General features: G+C 56.8%; 25 protein-coding genes and 1 pseudogene. 17 read left to right on the forward strand and 9 right to left on the reverse strand.

Annotated elements, in window-relative coordinates; translation table 11 throughout:
- Positions 1-173, forward strand: a pseudogene (locus A936_RS23420) (IS481 family transposase); the annotation flags it as partial.
- A gap of 96 nt (positions 174-269) precedes the next feature.
- On the opposite strand, the gene A936_RS06125 reads toward A936_RS23420, so the two are convergent.
- From A936_RS06125 to A936_RS06140, 4 genes are all read right to left on the reverse strand, one after another.
- Positions 270-1,598, reverse strand: coding sequence for a PTS sugar transporter subunit IIC (locus A936_RS06125; protein ID WP_008455697.1), 1,329 nt, complete (start codon positions 1,596-1,598; stop codon positions 270-272).
- A complete protein-coding gene (locus A936_RS06130; protein ID WP_008455699.1) occupies positions 1,582-2,988 on the reverse strand; it encodes a glycoside hydrolase family 1 protein in 1,407 nt (468 codons plus the stop codon). Before A936_RS06130 ends, A936_RS06125 begins: the two co-directional genes overlap by 17 nt.
- 8 nt (positions 2,989-2,996) lie before the next feature.
- On the reverse strand, positions 2,997-3,311 hold the full coding sequence (locus A936_RS06135; protein ID WP_008455701.1) for a PTS sugar transporter subunit IIB: 315 nt from the start codon (positions 3,309-3,311) through the stop codon (positions 2,997-2,999).
- A gap of 431 nt (positions 3,312-3,742) precedes the next feature.
- Positions 3,743-4,486, reverse strand: coding sequence for an SDR family oxidoreductase (locus A936_RS06140; protein WP_008455702.1), 744 nt, complete (start codon positions 4,484-4,486; stop codon positions 3,743-3,745).
- Positions 4,487-4,608: 122 nt separating this feature from the next.
- On the opposite strand from A936_RS06140, the gene A936_RS06145 reads away from it, so the two are divergent.
- Positions 4,609-4,968: a winged helix-turn-helix transcriptional regulator gene (locus A936_RS06145; protein ID WP_008455703.1), complete on the forward strand. Its 360-nt coding sequence runs from the start codon at positions 4,609-4,611 to the stop codon at positions 4,966-4,968.
- 14 nt (positions 4,969-4,982) lie between these two features.
- Here the strand turns inward: A936_RS06145 and A936_RS06150 are convergent, their stop codons facing one another.
- From A936_RS06150 to A936_RS06160, 3 genes are all read right to left on the reverse strand, one after another.
- Positions 4,983-5,858: a diguanylate cyclase regulator RdcB family protein gene (locus A936_RS06150; RefSeq protein ID WP_034808048.1), complete on the reverse strand. Its 876-nt coding sequence runs from the start codon at positions 5,856-5,858 to the stop codon at positions 4,983-4,985.
- Positions 5,858-8,221 carry a clamp-binding protein CrfC gene (gene crfC, locus A936_RS06155; RefSeq protein ID WP_008455705.1) on the reverse strand — a complete coding sequence of 788 codons (2,364 nt, stop codon included), beginning with the start codon at positions 8,219-8,221 and terminating at the stop codon, positions 5,858-5,860. Before crfC ends, A936_RS06150 begins: the two co-directional genes overlap by 1 nt.
- Positions 8,222-8,325: 104 nt before the next feature.
- Positions 8,326-8,994, reverse strand: a complete 669-nt coding sequence (locus A936_RS06160) for a WYL domain-containing protein (RefSeq protein WP_008455708.1) — start codon at positions 8,992-8,994, stop codon at positions 8,326-8,328.
- 409 nt (positions 8,995-9,403) lie between these two features.
- On the opposite strand from A936_RS06160, the gene A936_RS06165 reads away from it, so the two are divergent.
- The 13 genes from A936_RS06165 to phnP all read left to right on the forward strand — a co-directional run bounded on the left by A936_RS06165 (position 9,404) and on the right by phnP (position 18,915).
- Entirely contained in the window at positions 9,404-9,739 is a 336-nt protein-coding gene (locus A936_RS06165) for a zinc ribbon domain-containing protein YjdM (protein WP_008455710.1), read from the forward strand.
- Between the two features lie 97 nt (positions 9,740-9,836).
- Positions 9,837-10,265 carry a VOC family metalloprotein YjdN gene (yjdN, locus tag A936_RS06170; protein WP_008455712.1) on the forward strand — a complete coding sequence of 143 codons (429 nt, stop codon included), beginning with the start codon at positions 9,837-9,839 and terminating at the stop codon, positions 10,263-10,265.
- A gap of 607 nt (positions 10,266-10,872) precedes the next feature.
- Positions 10,873-11,598, forward strand: a complete 726-nt coding sequence (gene phnF / locus A936_RS06175; protein WP_008455715.1) for a phosphonate metabolism transcriptional regulator PhnF — start codon at positions 10,873-10,875, stop codon at positions 11,596-11,598.
- Positions 11,599-12,060: a phosphonate C-P lyase system protein PhnG gene (gene phnG / locus A936_RS06180; protein WP_008455717.1), complete on the forward strand. Its 462-nt coding sequence runs from the start codon at positions 11,599-11,601 to the stop codon at positions 12,058-12,060.
- Positions 12,057-12,641 (forward strand): phosphonate C-P lyase system protein PhnH, encoded by a 585-nt coding sequence (phnH, locus tag A936_RS06185; protein ID WP_008455719.1) that lies wholly within the window; start codon positions 12,057-12,059, stop codon positions 12,639-12,641. Before phnG ends, phnH begins: the two co-directional genes overlap by 4 nt.
- Positions 12,641-13,705, forward strand: coding sequence for a carbon-phosphorus lyase complex subunit (locus A936_RS06190; RefSeq protein ID WP_008455720.1), 1,065 nt, complete (start codon positions 12,641-12,643; stop codon positions 13,703-13,705). Before phnH ends, A936_RS06190 begins: the two co-directional genes overlap by 1 nt.
- Positions 13,698-14,543 carry an alpha-D-ribose 1-methylphosphonate 5-phosphate C-P-lyase PhnJ gene (locus tag A936_RS06195; protein WP_008455722.1) on the forward strand — a complete coding sequence of 282 codons (846 nt, stop codon included), beginning with the start codon at positions 13,698-13,700 and terminating at the stop codon, positions 14,541-14,543. The genes A936_RS06190 and A936_RS06195 overlap by 8 nt, the downstream gene beginning before the upstream one ends.
- Positions 14,540-15,298 (forward strand): phosphonate C-P lyase system protein PhnK, encoded by a 759-nt coding sequence (gene phnK / locus A936_RS06200; protein WP_008455724.1) that lies wholly within the window; start codon positions 14,540-14,542, stop codon positions 15,296-15,298. The genes A936_RS06195 and phnK overlap by 4 nt, the downstream gene beginning before the upstream one ends.
- Before the next feature lie 9 nt (positions 15,299-15,307).
- A complete protein-coding gene (gene phnL / locus A936_RS06205; protein WP_008455726.1) occupies positions 15,308-16,012 on the forward strand; it encodes a phosphonate C-P lyase system protein PhnL in 705 nt (234 codons plus the stop codon).
- A complete protein-coding gene (phnM, locus tag A936_RS06210) occupies positions 15,999-17,135 on the forward strand; it encodes an alpha-D-ribose 1-methylphosphonate 5-triphosphate diphosphatase (RefSeq protein ID WP_008455728.1) in 1,137 nt (378 codons plus the stop codon). Before phnL ends, phnM begins: the two co-directional genes overlap by 14 nt.
- Entirely contained in the window at positions 17,132-17,719 is a 588-nt protein-coding gene (gene phnN / locus A936_RS06215) for a ribose 1,5-bisphosphokinase (RefSeq protein ID WP_237717570.1), read from the forward strand. Before phnM ends, phnN begins: the two co-directional genes overlap by 4 nt.
- On the forward strand, positions 17,712-18,179 hold the full coding sequence (phnO, locus tag A936_RS06220; protein ID WP_008455732.1) for an aminoalkylphosphonate N-acetyltransferase: 468 nt from the start codon (positions 17,712-17,714) through the stop codon (positions 18,177-18,179). Before phnN ends, phnO begins: the two co-directional genes overlap by 8 nt.
- Positions 18,157-18,915 carry a phosphonate metabolism protein PhnP gene (gene phnP, locus A936_RS06225; protein WP_008455733.1) on the forward strand — a complete coding sequence of 253 codons (759 nt, stop codon included), beginning with the start codon at positions 18,157-18,159 and terminating at the stop codon, positions 18,913-18,915. The genes phnO and phnP overlap by 23 nt, the downstream gene beginning before the upstream one ends.
- Here the strand turns inward: phnP and yjdP are convergent.
- Together yjdP and rpiB are read right to left on the reverse strand one after the other, a co-directional pair.
- Entirely contained in the window at positions 18,912-19,232 is a 321-nt protein-coding gene (yjdP, locus tag A936_RS06230) for a DDRRRQL repeat protein YjdP (protein WP_008455735.1), read from the reverse strand. The two genes, phnP and yjdP, sit on opposite strands and share 4 nt — an antisense overlap.
- A 68-nt stretch (positions 19,233-19,300) precedes the next feature.
- On the reverse strand, positions 19,301-19,750 hold the full coding sequence (gene rpiB, locus A936_RS06235; RefSeq protein WP_008455737.1) for a bifunctional allose-6-phosphate isomerase/ribose-5-phosphate isomerase RpiB: 450 nt from the start codon (positions 19,748-19,750) through the stop codon (positions 19,301-19,303).
- Positions 19,751-20,104: 354 nt separating this feature from the next.
- Between rpiB and A936_RS06240 the strand changes: the two genes are divergently transcribed.
- Together A936_RS06240 and alsB are read left to right on the forward strand one after the other, a co-directional pair.
- Positions 20,105-20,995 (forward strand): MurR/RpiR family transcriptional regulator, encoded by an 891-nt coding sequence (locus A936_RS06240; protein ID WP_008455739.1) that lies wholly within the window; start codon positions 20,105-20,107, stop codon positions 20,993-20,995.
- Between the two features lie 55 nt (positions 20,996-21,050).
- Positions 21,051-21,986, forward strand: coding sequence for a D-allose transporter substrate-binding protein (gene alsB / locus A936_RS06245; RefSeq protein WP_008455741.1), 936 nt, complete (start codon positions 21,051-21,053; stop codon positions 21,984-21,986).
- The last annotated feature ends 217 nt before the right edge of the window (positions 21,987-22,203 follow it).

The raw sequence follows: 22,203 nt of genomic DNA on the forward strand, positions 1-22,203 counted from the left end.
GAAAGCTGAGCTTCAGGGGCAGCAGTCTGAAGGCAGGTAAAGCGTTCAGAGGAGAATATGAGGGACTGAAAGAGACGATGGAAGACGGATGTTATGAAGTGTGGTGGTACAGCACGAAAGTGGGGGTGATCGACCTGAAGAATAAGTCGATCACCATGGGTAAAGGATGTTAAAAAGTGTTCACCATGTCTGCGAACACCTGTCTACCATGTCCCCGGACTGTACATGGGGAGAGGGCCGGGGTGAGGGGCTGAAGGGCCACAGAAAATTTACTTAGCCTCGGCCAGCGCCTTAGCCCTCTCCTCTTCTTCCTTCTGCTGAAGCTCGGTTTCCAGCATCTTCTTCTCATACACCTTAAAGAACGGGTAATAGATCGCGAGCGAAATAAAGAAGCAGATAAACACCAGCCCACAGGCAATCAGGTTCCAGTTGGTGGTGATCAGCGCCCCTAGCGGCGCCGGAACGGTAAACGGTGGCTTCACCATCATCCGTGGGATCAGCCCGCTAATGGTGAACAGATACACCACCACGGTATTCACCATCGGCGCCAGAATAAACGGGATCGCGAGGATCGGATTCATTACGATCGGCGCGCCGAAAATCATCGGCTCATTGATGTTAAACAGCCCCGGGATAAACGACAGTTTACCCAACTGCTTCAGGTAGATAACCCGCGAGCGGATAAACAGCACCACCAGCGCAAGCGTTGAGCCGGTGCCACCCATCTGCGCATACCACTGGAAGAACTGCTCGGTGAAAATGTTCGGCAGCTCATAGGCGCTCACGCCGGACTGGAACAGCTCCATATTCTGCACAATGGCCTGATCCCACAGCGGGCGGATCAGCGGCCCCATCACCGCATGGCCGTGGATCCCCAGCACCCAGAACACATCGATAAAGAACTGGGTCACAATCCCGCCAAACAGGTTGGTGCCGGTCATGAAGCCCTTCAGCGGCATAATGATGTAGCTGATGATGGCGTTGATATCGATGTTCAGAAAATGACGAGGGATCCAGAACACCAGCACCACGGCAAGCGTCGGGAACAGCGCCGAAAACGAGCTGGCGACCACCGGCGGCACGCCCGCGGGCATTTTAATTTCAATATTGCGAACTTTGATAAACCGGTAGATCTCAATGGCAATCAGCGAAGAGATAATCGCGCCAAACAGCCCCTGAGAACTCAGCGAAGTGATGGGGATGTAGCGCCCCGCCACCGCCTCACCCGACACGGTTACGCCCTGCTTAATGTTCACCGGCACAATCATCAGCAGCGTCGCCAGCATCGCCAGCAGGCCGCTGGTAATGTCATTCAGCTTGTAGCTTTTGCCGAGGAACGAACCGATGGTAAACGCGGCATACAGCGACATCAGCCCGACGGTAAAGCGGAACGGCACGTCCAGCATATCGCGCCACGGCGCAATAAAATCCATGTAGCCCTTAATCGGGATGTTCAGCAAAATCACGAAGAAAGAGCCGACGATGGTCAACGGCAGAATCGAAATAAGCCCGTTGCGAATCGCCTGCATATGCCGCTGGTTGCCAATAGCGTTCGCCACCGGCATCAGCTTTTCAGCTAACTTATCGAAGCCCGACATGATCTGCCCCCTCAAACCCGTTGTGCTCAATCACGGCCCGGAACCAGCGCCCGGACTTTTTCAGCGAACGCTGTTGGGTGGCTAAATCCAGCCGGTAGAAGCCGTAGCGGTTTTTATAGGCGTTCTGCCACGACCAGCAATCGATGAAGGTCCACATCTGGTAGCCCAGGCACTGGCTGCCCTCCGCCATCGCTTTGTGCAGCCACGTCAAATGTTCCTGAAGAAACTCAATGCGGTAATCGTCCTGCACTTCGCCGTCCACCATGAACTGTTCTTCGTCCATGATGCCGATGCCGTTCTCGGAGACAAACCACGGCAGGTTGCCGTAACGCTCTTTCACCAGCATAGCGATGTCGTACAGCGCAGGCGGGTAAATCTCGATCCCGCGCGAGGTATTCATCCGCCGCCCCGGCATCACGTACTCTTCAAAAAAGCGCTCCGGCACAAAACCGTGGGGTTCTTCAAGCAGCGTCTCACGCGCTTTAACCCGGCGCGGGCGATAATAGTTGATGCCCAGCAAATCGATGCGGGTCGCGGCAATCAGCTCGCAATCCCCTGGCGCCGTCTTCGGCAGCACATCGTATTCTTTCAGCAACGCCACCAGCTCAGCAGGGTAGCGCCCAAGCAGCATCGGCTCGTTAATGCTGCGCGTATAGAACAGGTCAGCCATCTCCGCCGCCCGCAGATCTTCCGGGCTGTCGCTGCGCGGGTACACGGGAATGACATCCATGATGATGCCAATCTGCCCTTCAAGATCCAGCTCGCGCCAGGCGGCGACCGCTTTGCAGTGGGCGATAACAATGTGGTGCAGCACCTGAGCCGCACGGCGGAAATCCGTCACGTAAGGATAATGGCGAGGATGCAGATAGCCCGCTTCGGCGGGAATAAGCGGCTCGTTGAAGGTAAACCAGTAGCGCACCCGGTCACCGAACAGGCGGTAGCAAATCCCCGCGTAGCGAGCGAAAGCGTCCACCACTTCCCGGTTCTCAAACCCGCCCTTGGCCTGCAGCGCCAGCGGCATATCAAAATGGTAGAGATTGACAAAAGGCTCAATGCCCTGGCGAATCAGCTCATCAATCACATCGTTGTAAAACTGCACGGCAAAAGGATTAACTTCCCCGTCGCCGTCGGGGATCAGGCGAGACCAGGAAATCGACGTACGGAAAGCATTCAGGCCAATGTTTTTCGCCAGCTGAATATCTTCCCGCCAGCGCTGATAAAACGTGGAAGTCTCGTCGGAGGTGACGCCGTCATAAAAACGGGCGTTAAACTCATGCGAGGCGAAATCCCAGATATTATCCCCCTTACCATCGCCCTCAACTCGCCCCTCTGACTGCGTGGCGCTGGTCGCCGTACCCCACCAAAATTTTTCAGGAAAGCGGTATTTCATACGGCCCCCTAGTCAGCAGTTTTCAGCAGCGACAGTGCGTGATCCAACACCTTGTCACCCTGCATTGAGCCGTAATGCATCATGTCGATGGCCGCTACCGGAACGCCGTGGGGCGCTGCCGCCGCGCTCAGGTTTTGCAGTTGGAATTTCACCTGCGGCCCGAGGAGGATGACATCAGCCTCCTCGATAATTTGGTCAAAATCGGACACCGGCACGGCGGTGATTTCCACCGCCACATCACGGCTTTGCGCGGACTGCTTCATTCTTTCCACTAACATGCTGGTGGACATCCCCGCAGCACAGCATAAGAAGATTTTTTTCATCACTTTTCCCTCAGAGAATCAATGCAGTGTCCGCGGTATGCGGCCAAATATATTCTGGGTAGCGGTGAAAAAAGCCACAAGTGAGGGTGGGCACAGATTTGCTTTTAGCGGCTGGTACTTTTGGCGAATGAACGCCAGAACTTACATTAAAAGTAATAATAAACAGACGGATAAGAATGTTACTTTTCTGGTGGCGTTCGTCTTTTAGCGCGGTTTTATTCACGAGAATGGTGGGGCGGTCACAGGCAGACGTTCATCTTAGTATTGCACCATGCCCTCACCCCGGCCCTCTCCCAGAGGGAGAGGGGAAAACAAGTGCCAGATAACAAGGTTTATTCCCTCACTCCATCATCAAATGGGAACAGCAGCTTCAGCCTGTTTTATTTATCCCCTCTCCCTTCCAGGGAGAGGGTTAGGGTGAGGGTAAAGAGCTACAAACTCCCCACGCCACCGTCGACCAACAGATCGGTGCCGACCACGAAGGCTGATTCGTCAGACGCCAGGAACACAGCGGCTTTTGCCAGCTCCAGCACGGTGCCGAGACGCCCAATCGGCACAAGATCGCGGATAGCTTCCCGCAGCGTGTCGGCGGCTACGCCATTGCCCAGTTTGCCCAGCGCCGGGGTTTCCGTCGGGCCAAGGCTCAGGCCGTTCACCCGAATGCCACGCGGATGCAGCTCCCCGGAAAGCGTACGAGCCAGAGAAAGGATCCCTGCTTTGCTCGCCGCATAGGCGTTAGTCTGCGGCAGGCCGATACGAGCGCTGACCGAACCGCACAGAATCACCGAAGACGGGTTAGCCAGCAGCGGCAACAGCGCCTGGATCAGGAAGAACGGGCCTTTGAGATTGATGTTCATCAGTCGGTCATACGCCTGTTCGTCCCAGTCTTCCAGCGAATGGTGAGTCACATCCCCCGCATTAATGTAGAGCACATCCAGCCGCGGCCAGAGCTGCTTCAACTCTGCCGCCACCGTACGCTGCCCGGCGATATCGCCCGCATCGCTTTTCATCAGGTGCACATTGCCCAAAACCTCTTTGGCTGCCTGTAGCCCCTGTTCGCTCCGCCCGGTGATCGCCACCGTTGCGCCCTCGGCAATAAACTGCCGCGCCGTTTCAAGTCCAATTCCGCTGGTACCGCCGGTAATTAAGGCGTACTTGCCATTAAGTCTGCCCATTGTCGTGTCCTTATAAAGGGTTGGTGAGGGCATTATTTCCGCTATAGTATCCTTTAGATAGTAGGCACCAAATGGATACTAAGGAACCACAAGGGGCGCATTAGCGTGTGCCGGGAGCCAGCATGACAAAAAATTTTTCAGCCCTGCCACCGGCGGGCAGCGACTGCCCGATGGTGAATTTTGTGAACCTCATTTCAGGTAAATGGGCCATTCCGATTCTGTACCGCCTGATCCTGCTCAACGATCCGGTGCGGTTTAGCGACCTGCAGCGGGCGGTCAGCCCCATTACGCAGAAGGAGCTCACCCGCCAGCTTCGTCAATTTGAAGCTCGCGGCCTGGTGGTGAGGCAAGTTTTTGCGGAAGTCCCGCCGCGAGTGGAATATCAGATCACCGCGCTCGGTAAATCTCTGCGCCCAACGCTGGATTCACTCGCCGAATGGATGAGGGAGAATGCCGGTGAGATGGAACTGTCTCTTCCCTGAGAACGCTAAATCAGTTAGCCAAAAACTTCATCGACCAGCGCGCTGCCGAGGCGCATGGCCGAACAAATACGCGGCATCCCCAGCGCCACGCCCTGCCAGCTCTGGGTCACCGAGTAACAGATCGGCTGGCGTTCAATGTCGCAGCCGGCGCCGAGCCAGGTTAAAGCATCTTTATGCTCCAGCAACCCCGGAGACGTTGGCGTCGCCAGCCAGTCATGGAAATAGTGGCGGGTGCGGGGGGAAGCATTCACTTCTTCCGCCAGACGGCTGATGGCGAGGCTGCGCACATGCTCAATCAACGCCTCCGCCTGCTCGGGCGTCCCCAGACGAACAGCATCACCAAAGGTGCCCCAGCGCAGCTCTTCCAGCGCGACGTAGCAACGCGCCGCCGGAGAAAATGAAAAGTAGTGCCCGCTGCGCCAGCGGGAAAAAATCTGCTCGCTGTGGACCATGCCCTGATGAACAAGATCGCTGTGCTGAAACTCTTCTTCCAGCCGGGTAAGCCGCTGAGAAAAGTGCTCGCGCAGGGCCTGAAGCCGCTCGCGAGCCGCTGCCGAATGGTGTGCCGTGCGGGCGGAAACCGGCTCCAGCTGAGCAATTCTCTCGCTTATCTGGCTGTTGGCTAAGTAGCTTTTTGCCAGATCTGCCGACAGCTGGCCAAGGCTTATCAGCGACGCGTCAAGCTCGTCCTGCGGCGGTGTTCCAGCCATCCCGGCCTGTCGCCGGGCCACGACGACGAACAGCGCCAGAAGCTGCTCATAAAACGCCTGGCTTTGTGGGCTGCTCCACGGCTGGCGGGCAACATCAATCCCCATGGCAAAATCGACGACAAATTTTTCGCTAAGACAGCTAAGGGTTCTTATTGGCCCTTCCATTAATACACTGCTCATCATTGCTCCGCTGAGAAAAGCGTCTGGATATCATCGCGCAACAGGCGGGTATCCTCGTGAATGTAACGTGCCGTTCTGACACTCTGTTCCAGCTTGCTCTGGAGAGAAAACAGCACGCTGTCGTTCTGCTGCTTCGCGGAAAGACTCTGGCGTAAATTGCTGTGAATAGCGTCCAGTGCGCCGGCAAAATCGGCGAAAAACGTCGCCATCCCGGCCGTGACGGAAATATCCACCTGCGCGGTAATGGCCTGGTTTATCTGGCCCAGGAAAGTCGACACATGGTCATGCAGCTTTTGCTGTAACTTATCCAGATCAATCACGTAGCGACTATGGGTGGCTGCGTAATCTTCCCAGCCCCAGTCCACGCCGTTCAGCCAGCGCGCCAGCACGCCCCGCATCCCGTTTTGCGGCTGCATTTCCGACATCGCCACTTCCTGGTTTTCGATAACGTTGGTGAACGCCGAGTGGGTATTAAAATTAAGCTGGCTGGCCTGGAACGCAGGCAGGCTGATTTGGGCGCGGAAGCCGGCTACTTTCAGGCCGTCGCTTACCCGCTGTTCAATCGGTTTCAACGCCGACTGCAGCGTATAGCCCAGGCTCGCCTCAAGGTTGCTGAGCAGCGCCCCAAGCTCCCCGCTTAGCGTCTGCTGGGCGGCAAATAAAATGCTTTCACTGGACGCGCGAACCTTGTGCAGCAGGGTGCGGGCCGTCGCTTCATCTTCGCCCATCAGCTTGTCGCTGCCCGGCGAAAAATCCACGTTTCGCGTTAAGGTATGCGGGTATAACGGATGCAGCTTCTCAGCGCCCAGCCGCCCTTCCCGGAAATAAGTTTTCAGGTCGCTATGAATCTGCGTTTCAAAGCGCTGCACAAAATCGCCTATGCCGGCGAGGGCATCGCTGACCTGCCGCTGAATCACCGCACTCACCGACTGCTGAGTCTGCAGCAGCAGTTGAATATCCTGCTCCAGTTGCCGAATATTCTCCTGCAGGCTGTCGTTAGCCACCTGCAACCCCTGGCAGCGGAAACTCAGGTAACGTTCAGCGCCCTCGGCATAGTCCAGCAGCTTGTGGCACGCCGCGCGCAGCGTGTAGAGAGAAGCGTTGGCGTGCGCGGTATGCAGGATAGTCCCAATGGGTGACTCAAACATCGAGTCTTCCCACAGCAAGTCCGCCGCATGGCGCAGATGCTCAATATCCGCCAAATCCGCGCTGCGCCAGCGCCGGCCTAATGCCGCTTCCGCAAAGTCCTGCACCCAGCGCTGCTCTTCGGGGTCGGGCAAACGGCCATGCGTGGCCAGCTCATAGCGGGCGCGGTTGGCAAGGTAGCCCCACATGCTCGATACCGGGAACACGTTTTCCGGCGCAATGCTGTCCTTCATCAGCGTCCCGGCGATCATCGCCTTCACCTGAGCGGCATCGTCGCCGTTGCGGTCCTTCTGATCGAACTTGTTCACCAGCGCATACAGCGGCACCGATTTGCTGACGCCAAGCACCGCCTCACGGACTTCTTCGTCGGAGATGGACTTAAGCTGCGTATAGTCCATCACCGCCAGCACGGCAGAAGCCTGCGCCAGCTGCTCTTTAAGCATTTTTTGCAGGTGCGGCTGCCCCGCTTCGTTCGGCCCAGGCGTGTCCAGCAGCGTCAGCTGGCCGTGGCCGTTTTTGAGGCCGGCCAGATGCACAAACTCCACCTCAATCACCGGCACATGCTCAATAGCGGCGTAGGCTTTGAAGGGGAAAGCCACATCCAGCACCCGGCACAGGCGCACCAGATCGTTCAGGCTCTTCAGGCAATGGAAAATAGGCTGTGCGCCGAGATAATGGCGCTCAAAACCTTTTCCGTTGGCGATCCGGGCGATAAGCGCCTCCATATCCCGGTCCACTTCCAGCTTGCGCGCCAGCGCTTCCCGGCTGGTGATCAGCAGTTTCTCCTGCAACTCCCCCATCAGGCTCTCTATCGGCTGCACATAGGGAAAATGCAGCACCGGATCGCGCTGACCCGGCGTGTGGCGGATCAGCGTCGGCAGCGCCGTCATGGGCCGGTTGCGGTTAGGCAGAACCTCCGTGCCCACGATGGCATTAATGGTGGTCGACTTCCCCGCCTTCATGGTGCCGACAATCGCCAGAACCATTTCATGTTGGGTTATTTTACGCCTTTCGTTTTGCAGCATATCTTTCTGCAGTTCGATTCCGCGTGGGCTAAATTTCAATGGATGTACCGTCGCCACAGGGTTCGTTAAAGCGCTATTTTGTTCATTTTGCAAAGCCAGCGGAGCGACTTTTAAAGCGCTAAGGTTTTGCAACGCTAATTGCAAAAGCCGCTCGGCTTCCTGACTCAATTCAAAAATAGTTTGTGTGTGCATAAAAAATCTTTCCTTAACTCAAATTACCCGGCTTTATCACCGCCATCGTTTAGTTGTAATCATGGCAATACCGGTTTTTATAATTACGTGAGGGAAATAATTTATTAATTAACATTACACCATGCCGCGATCCTGGCTTTTAAGTCGCTCTGCCAGACCTGCGGAGATATAATGGTGAGATGCGGTATCCAATACTGCACCAGCGGAAACAATTGTTCTGGCGAAGCAATATGACTCGCCAGAAGTAACTCTCCGTTATCAAGCTCTCTGACGGTTTTTTGAAAAGGTAATAGCTTGCGCTGTTTAAAATGTTCAGCCGCCTGCGCCGAAACCTGTAACAGCACTTCCGTTTTTACCCTTTCCCCACCAGGATCATCCCGATCGTCAAATAATGGATAAAAAATAGCTTTACGCTGTGGGCTATTTTCATATTCATACCCTACAACCAATAAATCTGGAATAGCGCGCAGCGTAATATATTGATTATGGCTCTTTATGTCGTACCATGGATAAAACGCAGCAAGCCCTACGCGTTTAGTAATGCGTAACAGGTCGTTTACGTTAAACTGTCCTTTTAAATGCGAAGAGAGACGCTTTTTCCCCTCGCCGACGTCCTCCAGAATAGCACCAAGCCGGTTCAAATCACGATACGCAGTTCGCATATCTACATCAAAACGCTGGCGGATAATATCAGCGGAAAGGGTTTCCCCCTGATAAAGACTTAAGACGATTTCGGCCAGTCGATCTGCAACTTTTACTTTCGCGCCTTTCATTCTCATCGGTTCCTGCCTCTGTATCGGTACATCCATAGGCCCAACCATACCCCTGTCAAGTGACAGGAGGTGTCAGCGCAATACGCTTTTTTTTATTTTTTCAAACAGGTATAGCGCAGCAGCCCCTGCTGGCAGACTTGCTCGAAGCAAAGTGAAACTAAGTTAAATTAGCCTTATTTAACGGCAATTAAAGCCTGAACTTTAAGTTAAATTTGGTGCTTATTTCTTTGAATGAAAGGTTTTTTGCACTTTATGGCGGCCAGAAAGCCCGCCGGGCATAGGTTTACGGCAATAATCCCTGCAAATGTAGGGATTTGATGTATAATCTCAGCACTTTTTCGCGATTCAGCATATTTTTACGGCCAAATCGCTATTTTTCATTACTTTATCTCACCTTGAGGATCAGATAATGCAACTCCCTCATTGCCCGAAGTGCAATTCCGAATACACCTACGAAGACAACGGCATGCTGATTTGCCCGGAGTGCGCTCATGAATGGAACCCGGCCGCGGCGAGCGAAGAAGACGCCGCGCTGGTTGTAAAAGATGCCAACGGCAACCTGCTGGCCGACGGCGACAGCGTTACCGTCGTGAAAGATCTGAAGGTCAAAGGCAGCTCTTCGATGTTAAAGATCGGCACCAAAGTGAAGAATATTCGCCTGGTAGAGGGCGACCACAATATCGACTGTAAAATCGACGGTTTTGGCCCGATGAAGCTGAAGTCCGAGTTTGTGAAAAAGAACTAATCTCCCCCGGCAGGTGGTCTTGCCGCCTGCCCCGCCTGGCTTACCTGCCCCGCACAACCTACACTTCTTCTGCACTCTCCTTACAGAGGATTCGGTTATGCCTTTAGGACCCTACATCTCATTAAACGGTCGCTGCGCGGAGGCCATCGCCTTTTACCAACAGGCTTTGGGCGCCGAACTGACGTTCAAAATTACCTTCGGTGAAATGCCCAAAGAAGCAACCAATGCCGAGGGCTGTAGCGGCGCGGGCGTCTATTCTGACGACAGCGTTATGCACGCAAATTTGCGGGTAGCCGGTAACGATTTGATGATGACCGACGCCAGCATGAGCGGGGAAAAACCACAGCACAGCGGCTTTTCACTCTGCCTTGCCAGCCAGGATCCGGCAGAGGGTAAACGCTGGTTTGACGCACTCTCCGCTGGCGGCACCGTCACCATGCCCTGGAGCGAAACTTTTTGGGCAAAAGGCTATGGCTCACTGACGGATAAGTTCGGCATTCCGTGGATGGTCAACGTCGAAAGATAAAGAGGCATATTCTTTTATTCTTTTTGGGTCCGCTAATCCGGGCCCTTTATTTTTACCAATGGTTAAAAATTCAAGAAAATCAAAGCAGCTTATATATTCATTTTTTTGATGCCATTTCATTATTCCTTTTTAAAGAATTTATTCCTGACAAAAAGAGCCAACATGCCAGCACGCAATCGGTATAACCGGTAAATTAATCATTCCGAGTCTAAGCATATTATTTCAGGAATAAGACAATATATTTAAAGAGAACCATCACCAGGATATAGAATATATTAGATGATCAATTGCAAGCGCGCGTAAACATTGTTTGCTGACGATCGCTTTGACTTAACCTTTCCCCGCCATCTACCGGTTTTTTCGCTTTAACAAGGCAACTCCCTGATTCCACAAAAAACAGGGCAGCCAGCCAACCGCAAACTTCAACTCTTCATCGTACAGAAACCAATCATTAACAAAACCGTCACTTTCCCCCGGCACCATGAGGCAACTTTTGAAGGAGGCCCGTGATGCAAACGACTCTTCACCTCATCAAGCAAAACCTATGCACAGCCCAGCAGCCGTGCGTGCGCATTCGCTTTATCTGATTTGAGAGGCTTTGACTGTTATGCACTTGTCCAGACATCCGACCAGTTACCCCACGCGCTATCAGGAGATAGCCGCCCGGCTCGAGCAGGAGCTGCGCAACAACTACCGCTGTGGCGACTATCTGCCTGCCGAAACTCAGCTGGCCGCCTACTACGAAGTCAACCGCCACACGCTGCGCCGCGCCATTGACGAGCTGGTTAATAAAGGCTGGGTTCAGCGCCGCCAGGGCGTCGGCGTCCTGGTGCTGATGCGCCCATTTGACTACCCGCTGAACGCCCAGGCGCGCTTTAGCCAGAACCTGCTGGATCAGGGCAGCCATCCCACCAGCGAACGCCTGCTGGCGGTAATTCGCCCGGCCTCCCAGGACGTGGCGGATGCGCTGGGGCTGGCCGAAGGGGACAACGTTATTCACCTGCGCACCCTGCGCCGGGTGAACGGTATCGCGGTGTGCATCATCGACCACTACTTCGCCGAGCAGGCCTGGTGGCCCGCGCTGCAAACCTTCAGCCACGGATCGCTGCACGATTTCCTTCAGGCCGAGTTAGGTATTGCCCTGACCCGCGCCCAAACCCGCATCAGCGCCCGTCGTTCCCAGGCCAAAGAGAGCCGCCTGCTGGAAATTCCCAACATGGCGCCGTTGCTCTGTGTTCGCACCCTTAACCACCGTGAAGGCGAGGCCAAAGCGACGGAATACTCCGTCAGCCTGACCCGCGCCGACATGATTGAATTCACCATGGAGCACTAAATGGACACCAGCCATTTCAACAATGAGCAGCGCCGCGAGTGGATGGCGGTGCTGTCACACAGCCAGCCGCAGGAGCTTCTTGAGCGCTGGCGCAGCCTGAATATTCAGGCGGACTACACGCTTATTCGCGCACCGGAAATCGGCCTGGTTCAGGTGCAGGCACGCATGGGCGGCACCGGCCAACGCTTTTTCACCGGCGACGCCACGCTGACCCGCTCGGTGGTCAAGCTGGCGAGCGGCACCTACGGCTACAGCTACCTGCTTGGCCGCGACAAACAGCACGCCGAATGTTGCGCGGTGATCGACGCCCTGATGCAGGAAGCGACGCATTTTCACACGCTACAAGAAACCCTAATTGCACCGCTGGCGGCCAACCGTGAACAACGCCTTGCCGCTCGCCGTGCAGAAGTTAACAGCAGCCGCGTGGACTTCTTCACGCTGGTACGCGGAGACAACGCATGACTTTAATGACCGCTTTTACCCTTCCGGTGCAGGATGCCCAGCAGAGTTTTCGTCGCCTGCTCAAAGCGATGAGCGAGCCGGGCGTGATTGTCGCGCTGACTTCGCTGCAGCAGGGCTGGCTGCCGCTGAATGTGGCGACCACCAGCGTGCTGCTGACGCTGGCCGATAACGACACGCCGGTGTGGATCGACGCCACATTGGGCAACGATATTGCCGCGCAGAACATTCGTTTTCATACCAATGCGCCGCTGTGCGAACAGCCTGACCACGCGCAGTTCGCCGTGGCCAGCGACGCTATCTCTTCCGAACAGCTGAACCTGCTGGCTCAGGGCTGCGACATCGCCCCCGATACCAGCGCGACGCTGATTCTGCAGGTGTCCAGCCTGAGCGGTGGGCGCATGCTTCGCCTGACCGGCGCGGGCATCAACGAAGAGCGCATGATTGCCCCACAGCTGCCGGAATGCGTTCTGCACGAACTGACCGAACGCCCGCACCCGTTCCCGCTGGGCATTGACCTGATTTTGACCTGTGGCGATCGCCTGCTGGCTATCCCACGGACCACCCACGTGGAGGTGTGCTGATGTACGTTGCCGTCAAAGGGGGCGAGAAGGCAATCTCCGCCGCCCACGCCCTGCAGGAGCGCAACCGACGCGGCGATGAAACGCTAAAAGAGCTTAGCGTCGCGCAGATTGAGCAGCAGCTTGGCCTGGCCGTTGACCGCGTGATGACGGAAGGCGGCATCGCCGACCGGGAACTCGCCGCGCTGGCCATCAAGCAAGCCAGCGGCGACATGATCGAGGCGATTTTCCTGCTGCGTGCTTACCGCACCACGCTGCCTCGTCTTGCCGTCAGTGAGCCGCTGAACACCGCCGAAATGCGCCTCGAACGCCGTATCTCCGCCGTTTATAAAGACGTCCCTGGCGGCCAGCTGCTGGGCCCAACCTACGACTACACGCACCGCCTGCTGGACTTCACGCTGCTGGCTAACGGTGAAGTCCCTGACGCCGGACAGGCCGACGAGCAAAGCGCCCCTGCCCCGCATGTATTCAGCATGCTGGCGAAGCAGGGTCTGGCCAAAGTCGAAGAAGACGACGGCGCACAGCCGGACGACATCACCCGCAACCCGCCCGTTTACCCGTGCTCGCGCTCTTCTCGCTTACAGCAACTGGTGCGCGGCGACGAAGGCTACCTGCTGGCGCTCGCCTATTCCACCCAGCGCGGCTACGGGCGCAACCACCCGTTTGCCGCCGAGATCCGCAGCGGCTACGTAGACATCGAAATTGTGCCGGAAGAGCTAGGTTTTGCGGTGAACATCGGCGAACTGCTGATGACCGAATGCGAAATGGTGAACGGCTTTGTTGCCCCGGCAGACGAACCGCCGCACTTCACCCGCGGCTATGGCCTGGCGTTTGGCATGAGCGAGCGCAAAACCATGGCGATGGCGCTGGTTGACCGTGCGCTACAGGCCCCGGACTACGACGAAAACGTCGCCGGCCCCGCGCAGGACGAAGAGTTCGTGTTATCCCACGCGGATAACGTGGAAGCGGCAGGCTTTGTGTCCCACCTCAAACTGCCTCATTACGTGGATTTCCAGGCCGAACTGGAGCTGCTTAACCGCCTGATAAAGGAGCGAGCCAATGGCTAACCTGAGCGGCTATAACTTTGCCTATCTGGACGAGCAAACCAAACGCATGATCCGCCGCGCAATGCTAAAAGCGGTGGCGATTCCAGGTTACCAGGTGCCGTTTGGCGGCCGCGAAATGCCAATGCCTTACGGCTGGGGCACCGGCGGCATTCAGTTGACCGCCAGCCTGATTGGCGAGTCTGACGTGCTGAAAGTGATTGACCAGGGCGCGGACGACACCACCAACGCCGTCTCAATCCGCAACTTCTTCAAGCGGGTGACCGGCGTGAACACCACCGAACGCACCGAAGACGCGACGCTGGTGCAGACCCGCCACCGCATCCCGGAAACGCCGCTGGTAGAAGATCAGATCCTGATTTATCAGGTGCCGATCCCTGAACCGCTGCGCTTTATCGAACCACGCGAAACGGAAACCCGCACCATGCACGCGTTGGAAGAGTACGGCGTGATGCAGGTGAAACTGTACGAAGATATCGCCCGCTTCGGCCATATCTCTACCACCTACGCCTACCCGGTGAAGGTGAACGATCGCTACGTGATGGACCCGTCGCCGATCCCGAAATTCGATAACCCGAAAATGCACATGTCCCCTGCGCTACAGCTGTTCGGTGCCGGACGCGAAAAACGCATTTACGCCGTGCCGCCGTTTACCCGCGTAGAGAGCCTCGACTTCGACGACCATCCCTTCCAGGTGCAGGAATGGGAAGAGCCGTGCGCGATTTGTGGGTCACGCCACAGCTACCTTGATGAAGTGGTGCTCGACGACGCGGGCAACCGCATGTTCGTCTGCTCCGATACCGACTACTGCCGCCAGAACAGTGAGGCCTCTCAGTCATGACCAGCCCGTTACTTTCGGTGAATAACCTCACCCACCTCTATGCGCCCGGTAAAGGCTTTATGGACGTGTCGTTTGACCTCTGGCCCGGAGAAGTGCTGGGCATTGTGGGCGAGTCCGGCTCCGGCAAAACGACGCTGCTGAAAGCCATTTCCGCCCGCCTTGCGCCGCAGGAAGGGGAAGTGATTTACCTCGACCGTTCGCTGTATGACATGTCGGAAGGCGAACGCCGCCGCCTGCTGCGCACTGAATGGGGCGTGGTTCACCAGCATCCGATGGACGGCCTGCGCCGCCACGTTTCCGCCGGGGGCAACATCGGCGAACGGCTGATGGCCACCGGGGCGCGCCACTACGGTGACATTCGCGCCACCGCCCAGCGTTGGCTGGAAGAAGTTGAGATTCCGTCGGCCCGTATCGACGACCTGCCGACCACGTTTTCCGGCGGGATGCAGCAGCGCCTGCAGATCGCCCGCAACCTGGTCACCCATCCGAAGCTGGTGTTTATGGATGAACCGACCGGCGGGCTGGATGTGTCCGTGCAGGCGCGCCTGCTCGACCTGCTGCGTGGTTTGGTAGTGGAGCTGAACCTGGCCGTGGTGATAGTCACCCACGATCTGGGCGTGGCTCGCCTGCTGGCCGACCGCCTGCTGGTGATGAAACAGGGCAAAGTGGTGGAAAGTGGGCTGACCGACCGCGTGCTGGACGACCCGCATCACCCGTATACCCAGCTTTTGGTGTCCTCCGTCCTTCAGAATTAGGTACTCGCTATGACCAGAATACGGGTTGAAAACCTGAGCAAAACCTTTGTCCTGCACCATCAGCACGGCATTCGCCTGCCGGTGCTGGCCAACGCCTCGCTGGAAGTCAAAGGCGGTGAATGCGTGGTGCTGCACGGCCACTCCGGCAGCGGGAAATCCACCCTGCTGCGCTCGCTCTACGCCAACTATTTGCCGGATGAAGGACACATCTGGGTTAAGCACAACGACGAATGGATCGACATCGTGCAGGCCCCGGCGCGCGAAGTGCTGGCGGTACGTCGCCAGACCATCGGCTGGGTGAGCCAGTTCCTGCGCGTTATCCCGCGTATTTCCGCGCTCGAAGTCGTCATGCAGCCGCTGCTGGATTTGGGCGTGTCGCGCGAAGAGTGCGAGGAAAAAGCCGCCAGCCTGCTGACCCGGCTCAATGTACCAGAGCGCCTGTGGCACCTGGCCCCGTCGACCTTCTCCGGCGGCGAGCAGCAGCGCGTGAACATCGCCCGCGGCTTTATTGTTGATTACCCCATTTTACTGCTTGATGAGCCTACCGCCTCGCTGGACGCCAAAAACAGCGCCGCCGTGGTGGCTTTGATTCAGGAAGCAAAAGCGCGTGGAGCGGCCATTGTCGGCATCTTCCACGATGAAGCTGTACGTGAACAGGTGGCCGACCGCCTGCATACGATGTCCGCGATGGAGCCCCAACATGATTATCAATAATGTTCGCCTGGTGCTGGAAGAAGAAGTGGTCAGTGGCTCACTGGAAGTGGCCGACGGTGTGATTCGCAACTTTGCCGAGACCCAAAGCCAGCTGCCGGGCGCGCACGACGGCGGCGGCGGCTGGCTGCTGCCGGGGCTGATTGAACTGCACACCGACAACCTGGATAAATTCTTTACCCCACGGCCAAAGGTTGACTGGCCGGCGCACTCCGCCATGAGCAGCCACGACGCGCTGATGGTGGCGAGCGGCATCACCACCGTGCTGGACGCCGTTGCCATCGGCGACGTGCGCGACGGCGGCGACCGCCTGGAAAACCTCGAAAAAATGATCAACGCCGTGGAGGATACGCAAAAGCGCGGCCTCAACCGCGCCGAACATCGCCTGCATCTGCGCTGCGAACTGCCGCACCACACCACGCTGCCGCTGTTCGACAAGCTGGTTGACCGCGAACTGGTTTCCCTCGTTTCGCTGATGGACCACTCCCCGGGCCAGCGCCAGTACGCAGAGCTGTCCAAATACCGCGACTACTATCAGGGTAAATACCATCTCACCAACGAGCAGATGGATCGCTTTGAAGAAGAACAGCTGACGCTGGCGGCCCGCTGGTCGCAGCCAAACCGCCAGGCCATCGCCGCCCGCTGCCGCGACCGCAATATCGCCCTCGCCAGCCATGACGATGCGACGACCGCCCACGTGGTGGAGTCCCACGAAATCGGCAGCGTGATCGCCGAATTCCCGACCACGGAAGAAGCCGCCGAAGCCTCTCGTCGCCACGGCATGAGCGTGCTGATGGGCGCGCCAAACATCGTGCGCGGCGGCTCTCACTCCGGCAACGTGGCGGCCAGCCATCTTGCTCAGGCCGGGCTGCTGGATATCCTTTCCTCGGATTACTACCCCGCAAGCCTGCTGGATGCGGCCTTCCGCGTGGCGCACGACGACAGTAACAGCTTCACGCTGGCGCAGGCGATTCACCTGGTGACTCGCAACCCGGCACGGGCGCTGAACCTGGCCGACCGGGGCACGCTGGCAGAAGGGAAACGAGCGGATCTGGTGCTGGCGCACATGCACGGCGACCATATCCATGTCGATCACGTCTGGCGCCAGGGAATTCGGGTGTTCTGATGAGTAAACTAATCTGGCTGATGGGCCCGTCCGGCTCCGGCAAAGACAGCCTGCTGAGCGCCCTGCGCCAGCAGGAGCACGCACGGCTGCTGGTGGCGCACCGGTACATTACCCGCGCCGCCGACGCAGGCTGCGAGAACCACATTGCGCTAAGCGCAAACGAGTTTGAGCAGCGACAGCAGCTGGGGCTGTTTGCTCTGAGCTGGCAGGCGCATGAGCACTCCTACGGGGTCGGCGTGGAAATGGATATATGGCTCGAAGCCGGATTTGACGTGGTGGTGAACGGCTCGCGCCAGCACCTGAAACAGGCGCGGGAACGCTATGGCGATGGGCTGGTGCCCATCTGCCTGCAGGTTTCGTCGGACGTGCTGCGCCAGCGGCTGGAACAGCGCGGGCGGGAAAACGCAGAGCAAATCGAGCAGCGGCTGCAGCGGGCCGCGCTTTATTCGCCAGAGGGAGGCGATTGCCTGATACTCAACAACGACGGGAGTCTGCTACAGTCTGCCGCATTGTTTATGCGACTGTTAGCCCAGCACCGCTCGAACGTTATCCCTCTTCACCGCAAGGAGCCCCGCCATGTCTGATGTTGTTAAATTGAAAGCCGCCGCTATCGAAGACAGCGACACCGTTTACCGCATGATTTGCGAGCTGAAACAGGCTCAGGCCGACCGCCCCGGCTTTAACGCCTGCTTCACGGAGAACCTGCGCGATCCGAATATCTTTTATCAGCTGGCGTGGCTGGGGAATAAAGCCGTGGGGATGATCAGCCTGCACCTGCAATACCATCTGCATCACGCCCGCCGCATCGGCGAGATCCAGGAGCTGGTGGTGCTGGAAGAAGCCCGCGGCCACGGCGTAGGCAAACAGCTGCTTGCCTGGGCAGAAGCAAAAGCACGCAAAGCCGATGCGGAGCTGACGGAGCTTTCGACCAGCACCAGCCGCAAAGACGCCCATCGTTTTTACGAGCGTGAAGGCTACCGCGCCACCCATATCCGCTTTACCAAACCGGTGGAGACACCTGATGACGCTCACGCTAACGCTTAGCGGCACCGGCGGGGCGCAGCTTGTCCCGGCCTGGGGCTGCCGCTGCGCCGCCTGTTCACGAGCCAGAACCAATCCAGCCCACCGCCGCCGCCCGTGCAGCGCGGTACTCAAATATAACGATGCGATTACGCTGATAGACGCGGGGCTGCCCGACCTGATGGACAGCTGGCAGCCGGAGGATTTTCAGCAGTTTTTGCTCACCCATTACCATATGGATCATGTCCAGGGGCTGTTTCCGCTGCGCTGGGGCGTGGGCGGGAAAATCCCGGTTTACGGCCCGCCGGATGAGCAAGGCTGCGACGATCTGTTCAAGCACCCCGGCCTGCTGGACTTTAGCCATACCGTCGAGCCGTTTGTCGCCTTCACTCTGCAGGCGCTGCGCGTCACTCCGCTGCCGCTGCTGCACTCAAAGCTGACGTTTGGCTATCTGTTTGAAACGGCCTACAGCCGTCTTGCCTGGCTGAGCGATACGGCGGGGCTGCCGGACAAAACCCTGAAGTTTCTGGCCGCCAACCGCCCGGAAGTAGTGGTGATAGATTGCAGCCGCGAACCCCGGCCTGACACGCCCAAAAATCATTGCGACCTAACCACGGTGATCGCCCTGAACGAGCAGATTGGCAGCCCGCGAGTCGTGCTGACCCACATCAGCCACCAGTTTGATGCATGGCTGATGCACAACGTATTGCCTGAAGGGTTTGAAGCCGGTTTTGACGGCATGGAGATCGTGCTGGACTAGCGATCGTCGTCGTCCTGCAGGCGGCCCTCTTCGTCATCCAACTGCTGGCGCTCGCGGTCGAGCTGATTCTGCCGTTCATCAAGGCTGCGGCGTCTGTCCTCCAGCTGGCGATAGCGGGCTTCGTCCTGGCGGCTGAGCCGACGCTGATCTGCCGAATCATCACTGTCATCATGATAAACGCGGTCGCTGCCCGGCTTGTAGGCATCGCTAAACGCCTGCTGGATATTGCCAATCGCGTCATCAATCACGTCGGCCTGCGCGAACGGCGAGGCCAGGTACAGCGTGCCGAGCAGCAGCGCGGCGGCATAAGATTTCATCGGTCAGTCTCCAGGATGGACTGGCCTCAGCGTAATCAGGCGGCCTCATATGCAGTAGCGGAGGAATCTCAAATTCTCGGCGATTCCAGCGCGCCAATGGCCTCGACTCGCGCCTGATGCCGCCCGCCTTCAAACTCCCCGCTTAGCCATGCATCGACGATCATTTTAGCTAAATCCAGCCCCACCACGCGGGAGCCGAAAGCCAGCACGTTGGTATTGTTGTGCTGGCGGGAAAGCAGCGCGGAATAAGGTTCGCTGCAGACCACCGCCCGGATACCGGGAAATTTATTGGCGGTGATCGAGATCCCCACGCCGGTGCCGCAAATTAAAATGCCGCCCTCGACTTCGCCATTCACCACGGCTTCTGCCACCGCTCTGGCGTAGAGCGGATAATCGGTGCGCTCACCGGACCAGGTCCCCTTATCCAGCACCTCAATCCCTTTCTCCTGAAGATGCGCCACAATCTCCGCCTTCAGCAGGAAGCCTACGTGGTCACAGCCAAATGCAATTTTTTTCATTTTATCCTCACCGTTGCCGTTACTTTACGAACCCGACAGCTTTCGTGATTTAAGACCGGTTCACTGCCCAATTAATCGGCAAAACTGCCGGGTTCGTGGCCATTTCTACACCGATTCTCTTCACAACACAATGCATCAACTTGTCAACCTGGCGTCATAAAACGACTTCCACTAACGAGAAAAATTAAATTAATTCATTATTTTTCATGCAAATAAATAAATTTACGCATTCACCTTACTTCACAAAAAGTAAAACTTTATGAATTAATTATTTTTGTGAAGTATGCAGCATATTTTCTGCACATGCTGTGGTGTTATAGTGGCGTCTTCACTCTACGGACACGAGAGAACAGGATGAGTCAGTCAGATATTGATTCACAGCCGCCGTTCGGCATCGGCCTTGCCCCCTGGCTGCGCATGAAGCAGGAGGGGATGACGGACAACGAAAGCCGCATCGTCGACTGGTTGTTGAAGCCCGGTAATCTGAGCGATGCCCCGGCCATTAAAGACGTTGCCGAAGCCCTTGCGGTGTCGGAAGCGATGATCGTTAAAGTCTCGAAGCTGCTGGGGTTCAGCGGCTTCCGTAACTTGCGCAGCGCGCTGGTCACCTACTTTTCCGAGTCAGAGCAGGTATTGCCCACCGAGCTTGCCTTCGACGAAGCGCCGCAGGATGTGGTCAACAAGGTGTTTAACATCACCCTGCGCACCATTATGGAAGGGCAGTCGATCGTCAACGTGGACGAAATCCACCGCGCGGCGCGCTACTTCGCGAAGGCAAAACAGCGGGATTTGTACGGCGTGGGGGGTTCAAACGCCATTTGTAACGACATTCAGCATAAGTTTTTGCGCATCGGTGTGCGCTGCCAGGCTTACCAGGATGCCCACATCATGATGATGTCGGCCTCGCTGCTAAAAGAAGGTGATGTGGTGCTGGTGGTATCCCATTCGGGGCGAACCGGTGATTTAAAAGCGGCGGTGGAGCTGGCGAAAAAGAACGGCGCCAAAATAATTTGTATTACTCATAGCTATCATTCGCCGATTGCCCGGCTGGCTGACTTTATTATTTGTTCGCCCGCGCCGGAGACACCTTTATTGGGCCGTAACGCCTCGGCGCGTATATTACAATTAACGTTACTCGATGCATTTTTTGTTTCAGTCGCACAACAAAATATTGAACAGGCAACATTAAATATGCAAAAAACCGGCGCAATTGTGGATTTCTTTTCCCCAGGGGCGCTGAAATAAAAAAGAGATCCCGCCTCAGCGGGATCTGACTGTACCCTACACTGAGAATATTATTATGAATAAATATCTGAAAATATTCAGCGGCGCTGCTATGGGCCTGATGTTATCCACCAGCGCTTTTGCGGCTGCCGATTATGCGGTGGTATTAAAAACATTATCCAACCCTTATTGGGTGGATATGAAAAAAGGTATTGAAGATGAAGCCAAAACGCTGGGCGTTAGCGTAGATATTTTTGCTTCACCTTCGGAGGGGGATTTCCAGTCGCAATTACAGCTTTTTGAAGATTTAACCAATAAGAAATACAAAGGCATCGCTTTTGCGCCGCTCTCCTCGGTCAACCTCGTGGTGCCGGTCGCGAATGCCTGGAAAAAAGGCATTTACCTGGTCAACCTCGATGAAAAAATCGATATGGATAACCTGAAAAAAGCCGGCGGCAACGTCGAAGCCTTTGTCACCACCGATAACGTGGCGGTCGGCGCGAAGGGCGCAGGCTTCATCATCGATAAGCTCGGTGCCGCAGGCGGCGACGTCGCCATCATCGAAGGCAAAGCAGGTAACGCCTCCGGCGAAGCCCGCCGCGTAGGCGCCAGCGATGCCTTTAAGAAAGCCAGCCAGATTAAGCTGGTTGCCAGCCAGCCCGCCGACTGGGACCGCATCAAAGCGCTCGATGTAGCCACCAACGTGCTGCAGCGTAACCCGAATCTGAAAGCCTTCTACTGCGCGAACGACACCATGGCAATGGGTGCCGCTCAGGCGGTGGCTAACGCCGGGAAGACCGGGAAAATTCTGGTGGTCGGCACCGACGGTATCCCGGAAGCCCGCAAGATGGTGGCTGACGGGCAGATGACCGCCACCGTGGCGCAGAACCCGGCGGATATCGGCGCGACAGGCCTGAAGCTACTGGTAGATGCGGCGAAAACCGGCAAGGTGATTGCGCTGGATAAGGCCCCGCAGTTTAGCCTGGTGGATTCGGTGCTGGTGACGAAATAGTTAAGGTTTGAGTGGCTTTATCCCCTCACCCCAGCCCTCTCCCCAAAGGGGAGAGGGAGAAAGAATGAGTGGCCCTCTCCCATAGGGAGAAAGTGAAAAAAGGGGTAGCTCTCCCCCGCAGGCAAAGGGGCGAAAAGAGTACTAAAAGAAAAGCAGTGGCAGCAGTTATTCCCTCTCCCTTTCGGGATGAGAGAGAAAACCAACATCAGTTCGGTAC

Source organism: Enterobacter sp. Ag1 (assembly GCA_000277545.1).
Taxonomy (GTDB): Bacteria; Pseudomonadota; Gammaproteobacteria; order Enterobacterales; family Enterobacteriaceae; genus Cedecea.

Excerpts from the sequence above, each read along its gene's own strand:
- A936_RS06125 (WP_008455697.1), bottom strand. The coding sequence starts at position 1,598 with ATGTCGGGCTTCGATAAGTTAGCTGAAAAGCTGATGCCGGTGGCGAAC.
- A936_RS06130 (WP_008455699.1), bottom strand. The coding sequence starts at position 2,988 with ATGAAATACCGCTTTCCTGAAAAATTTTGGTGGGGTACGGCGACCAGC.
- A936_RS06135 (WP_008455701.1), bottom strand. The coding sequence starts at position 3,311 with ATGAAAAAAATCTTCTTATGCTGTGCTGCGGGGATGTCCACCAGCATG.
- A936_RS06140 (WP_008455702.1), bottom strand. The coding sequence starts at position 4,486 with ATGGGCAGACTTAATGGCAAGTACGCCTTAATTACCGGCGGTACCAGC.
- A936_RS06145 (WP_008455703.1), top strand. The coding sequence starts at position 4,609 with ATGACAAAAAATTTTTCAGCCCTGCCACCGGCGGGCAGCGACTGCCCG.
- A936_RS06150 (WP_034808048.1), bottom strand. The coding sequence starts at position 5,858 with ATGAGCAGTGTATTAATGGAAGGGCCAATAAGAACCCTTAGCTGTCTT.
- crfC (WP_008455705.1), bottom strand. The coding sequence starts at position 8,221 with ATGCACACACAAACTATTTTTGAATTGAGTCAGGAAGCCGAGCGGCTT.
- A936_RS06160 (WP_008455708.1), bottom strand. The coding sequence starts at position 8,994 with ATGAAAGGCGCGAAAGTAAAAGTTGCAGATCGACTGGCCGAAATCGTC.
- A936_RS06165 (WP_008455710.1), top strand. The coding sequence starts at position 9,404 with ATGCAACTCCCTCATTGCCCGAAGTGCAATTCCGAATACACCTACGAA.
- yjdN (WP_008455712.1), top strand. The coding sequence starts at position 9,837 with ATGCCTTTAGGACCCTACATCTCATTAAACGGTCGCTGCGCGGAGGCC.
- phnF (WP_008455715.1), top strand. The coding sequence starts at position 10,873 with ATGCACTTGTCCAGACATCCGACCAGTTACCCCACGCGCTATCAGGAG.
- phnG (WP_008455717.1), top strand. The coding sequence starts at position 11,599 with ATGGACACCAGCCATTTCAACAATGAGCAGCGCCGCGAGTGGATGGCG.
- phnH (WP_008455719.1), top strand. The coding sequence starts at position 12,057 with ATGACTTTAATGACCGCTTTTACCCTTCCGGTGCAGGATGCCCAGCAG.
- A936_RS06190 (WP_008455720.1), top strand. The coding sequence starts at position 12,641 with ATGTACGTTGCCGTCAAAGGGGGCGAGAAGGCAATCTCCGCCGCCCAC.
- A936_RS06195 (WP_008455722.1), top strand. The coding sequence starts at position 13,698 with ATGGCTAACCTGAGCGGCTATAACTTTGCCTATCTGGACGAGCAAACC.
- phnK (WP_008455724.1), top strand. The coding sequence starts at position 14,540 with ATGACCAGCCCGTTACTTTCGGTGAATAACCTCACCCACCTCTATGCG.
- phnL (WP_008455726.1), top strand. The coding sequence starts at position 15,308 with ATGACCAGAATACGGGTTGAAAACCTGAGCAAAACCTTTGTCCTGCAC.
- phnM (WP_008455728.1), top strand. The coding sequence starts at position 15,999 with ATGATTATCAATAATGTTCGCCTGGTGCTGGAAGAAGAAGTGGTCAGT.
- phnO (WP_008455732.1), top strand. The coding sequence starts at position 17,712 with ATGTCTGATGTTGTTAAATTGAAAGCCGCCGCTATCGAAGACAGCGAC.
- phnP (WP_008455733.1), top strand. The coding sequence starts at position 18,157 with ATGACGCTCACGCTAACGCTTAGCGGCACCGGCGGGGCGCAGCTTGTC.
- yjdP (WP_008455735.1), bottom strand. The coding sequence starts at position 19,232 with ATGAAATCTTATGCCGCCGCGCTGCTGCTCGGCACGCTGTACCTGGCC.
- rpiB (WP_008455737.1), bottom strand. The coding sequence starts at position 19,750 with ATGAAAAAAATTGCATTTGGCTGTGACCACGTAGGCTTCCTGCTGAAG.
- A936_RS06240 (WP_008455739.1), top strand. The coding sequence starts at position 20,105 with ATGAGTCAGTCAGATATTGATTCACAGCCGCCGTTCGGCATCGGCCTT.
- alsB (WP_008455741.1), top strand. The coding sequence starts at position 21,051 with ATGAATAAATATCTGAAAATATTCAGCGGCGCTGCTATGGGCCTGATG.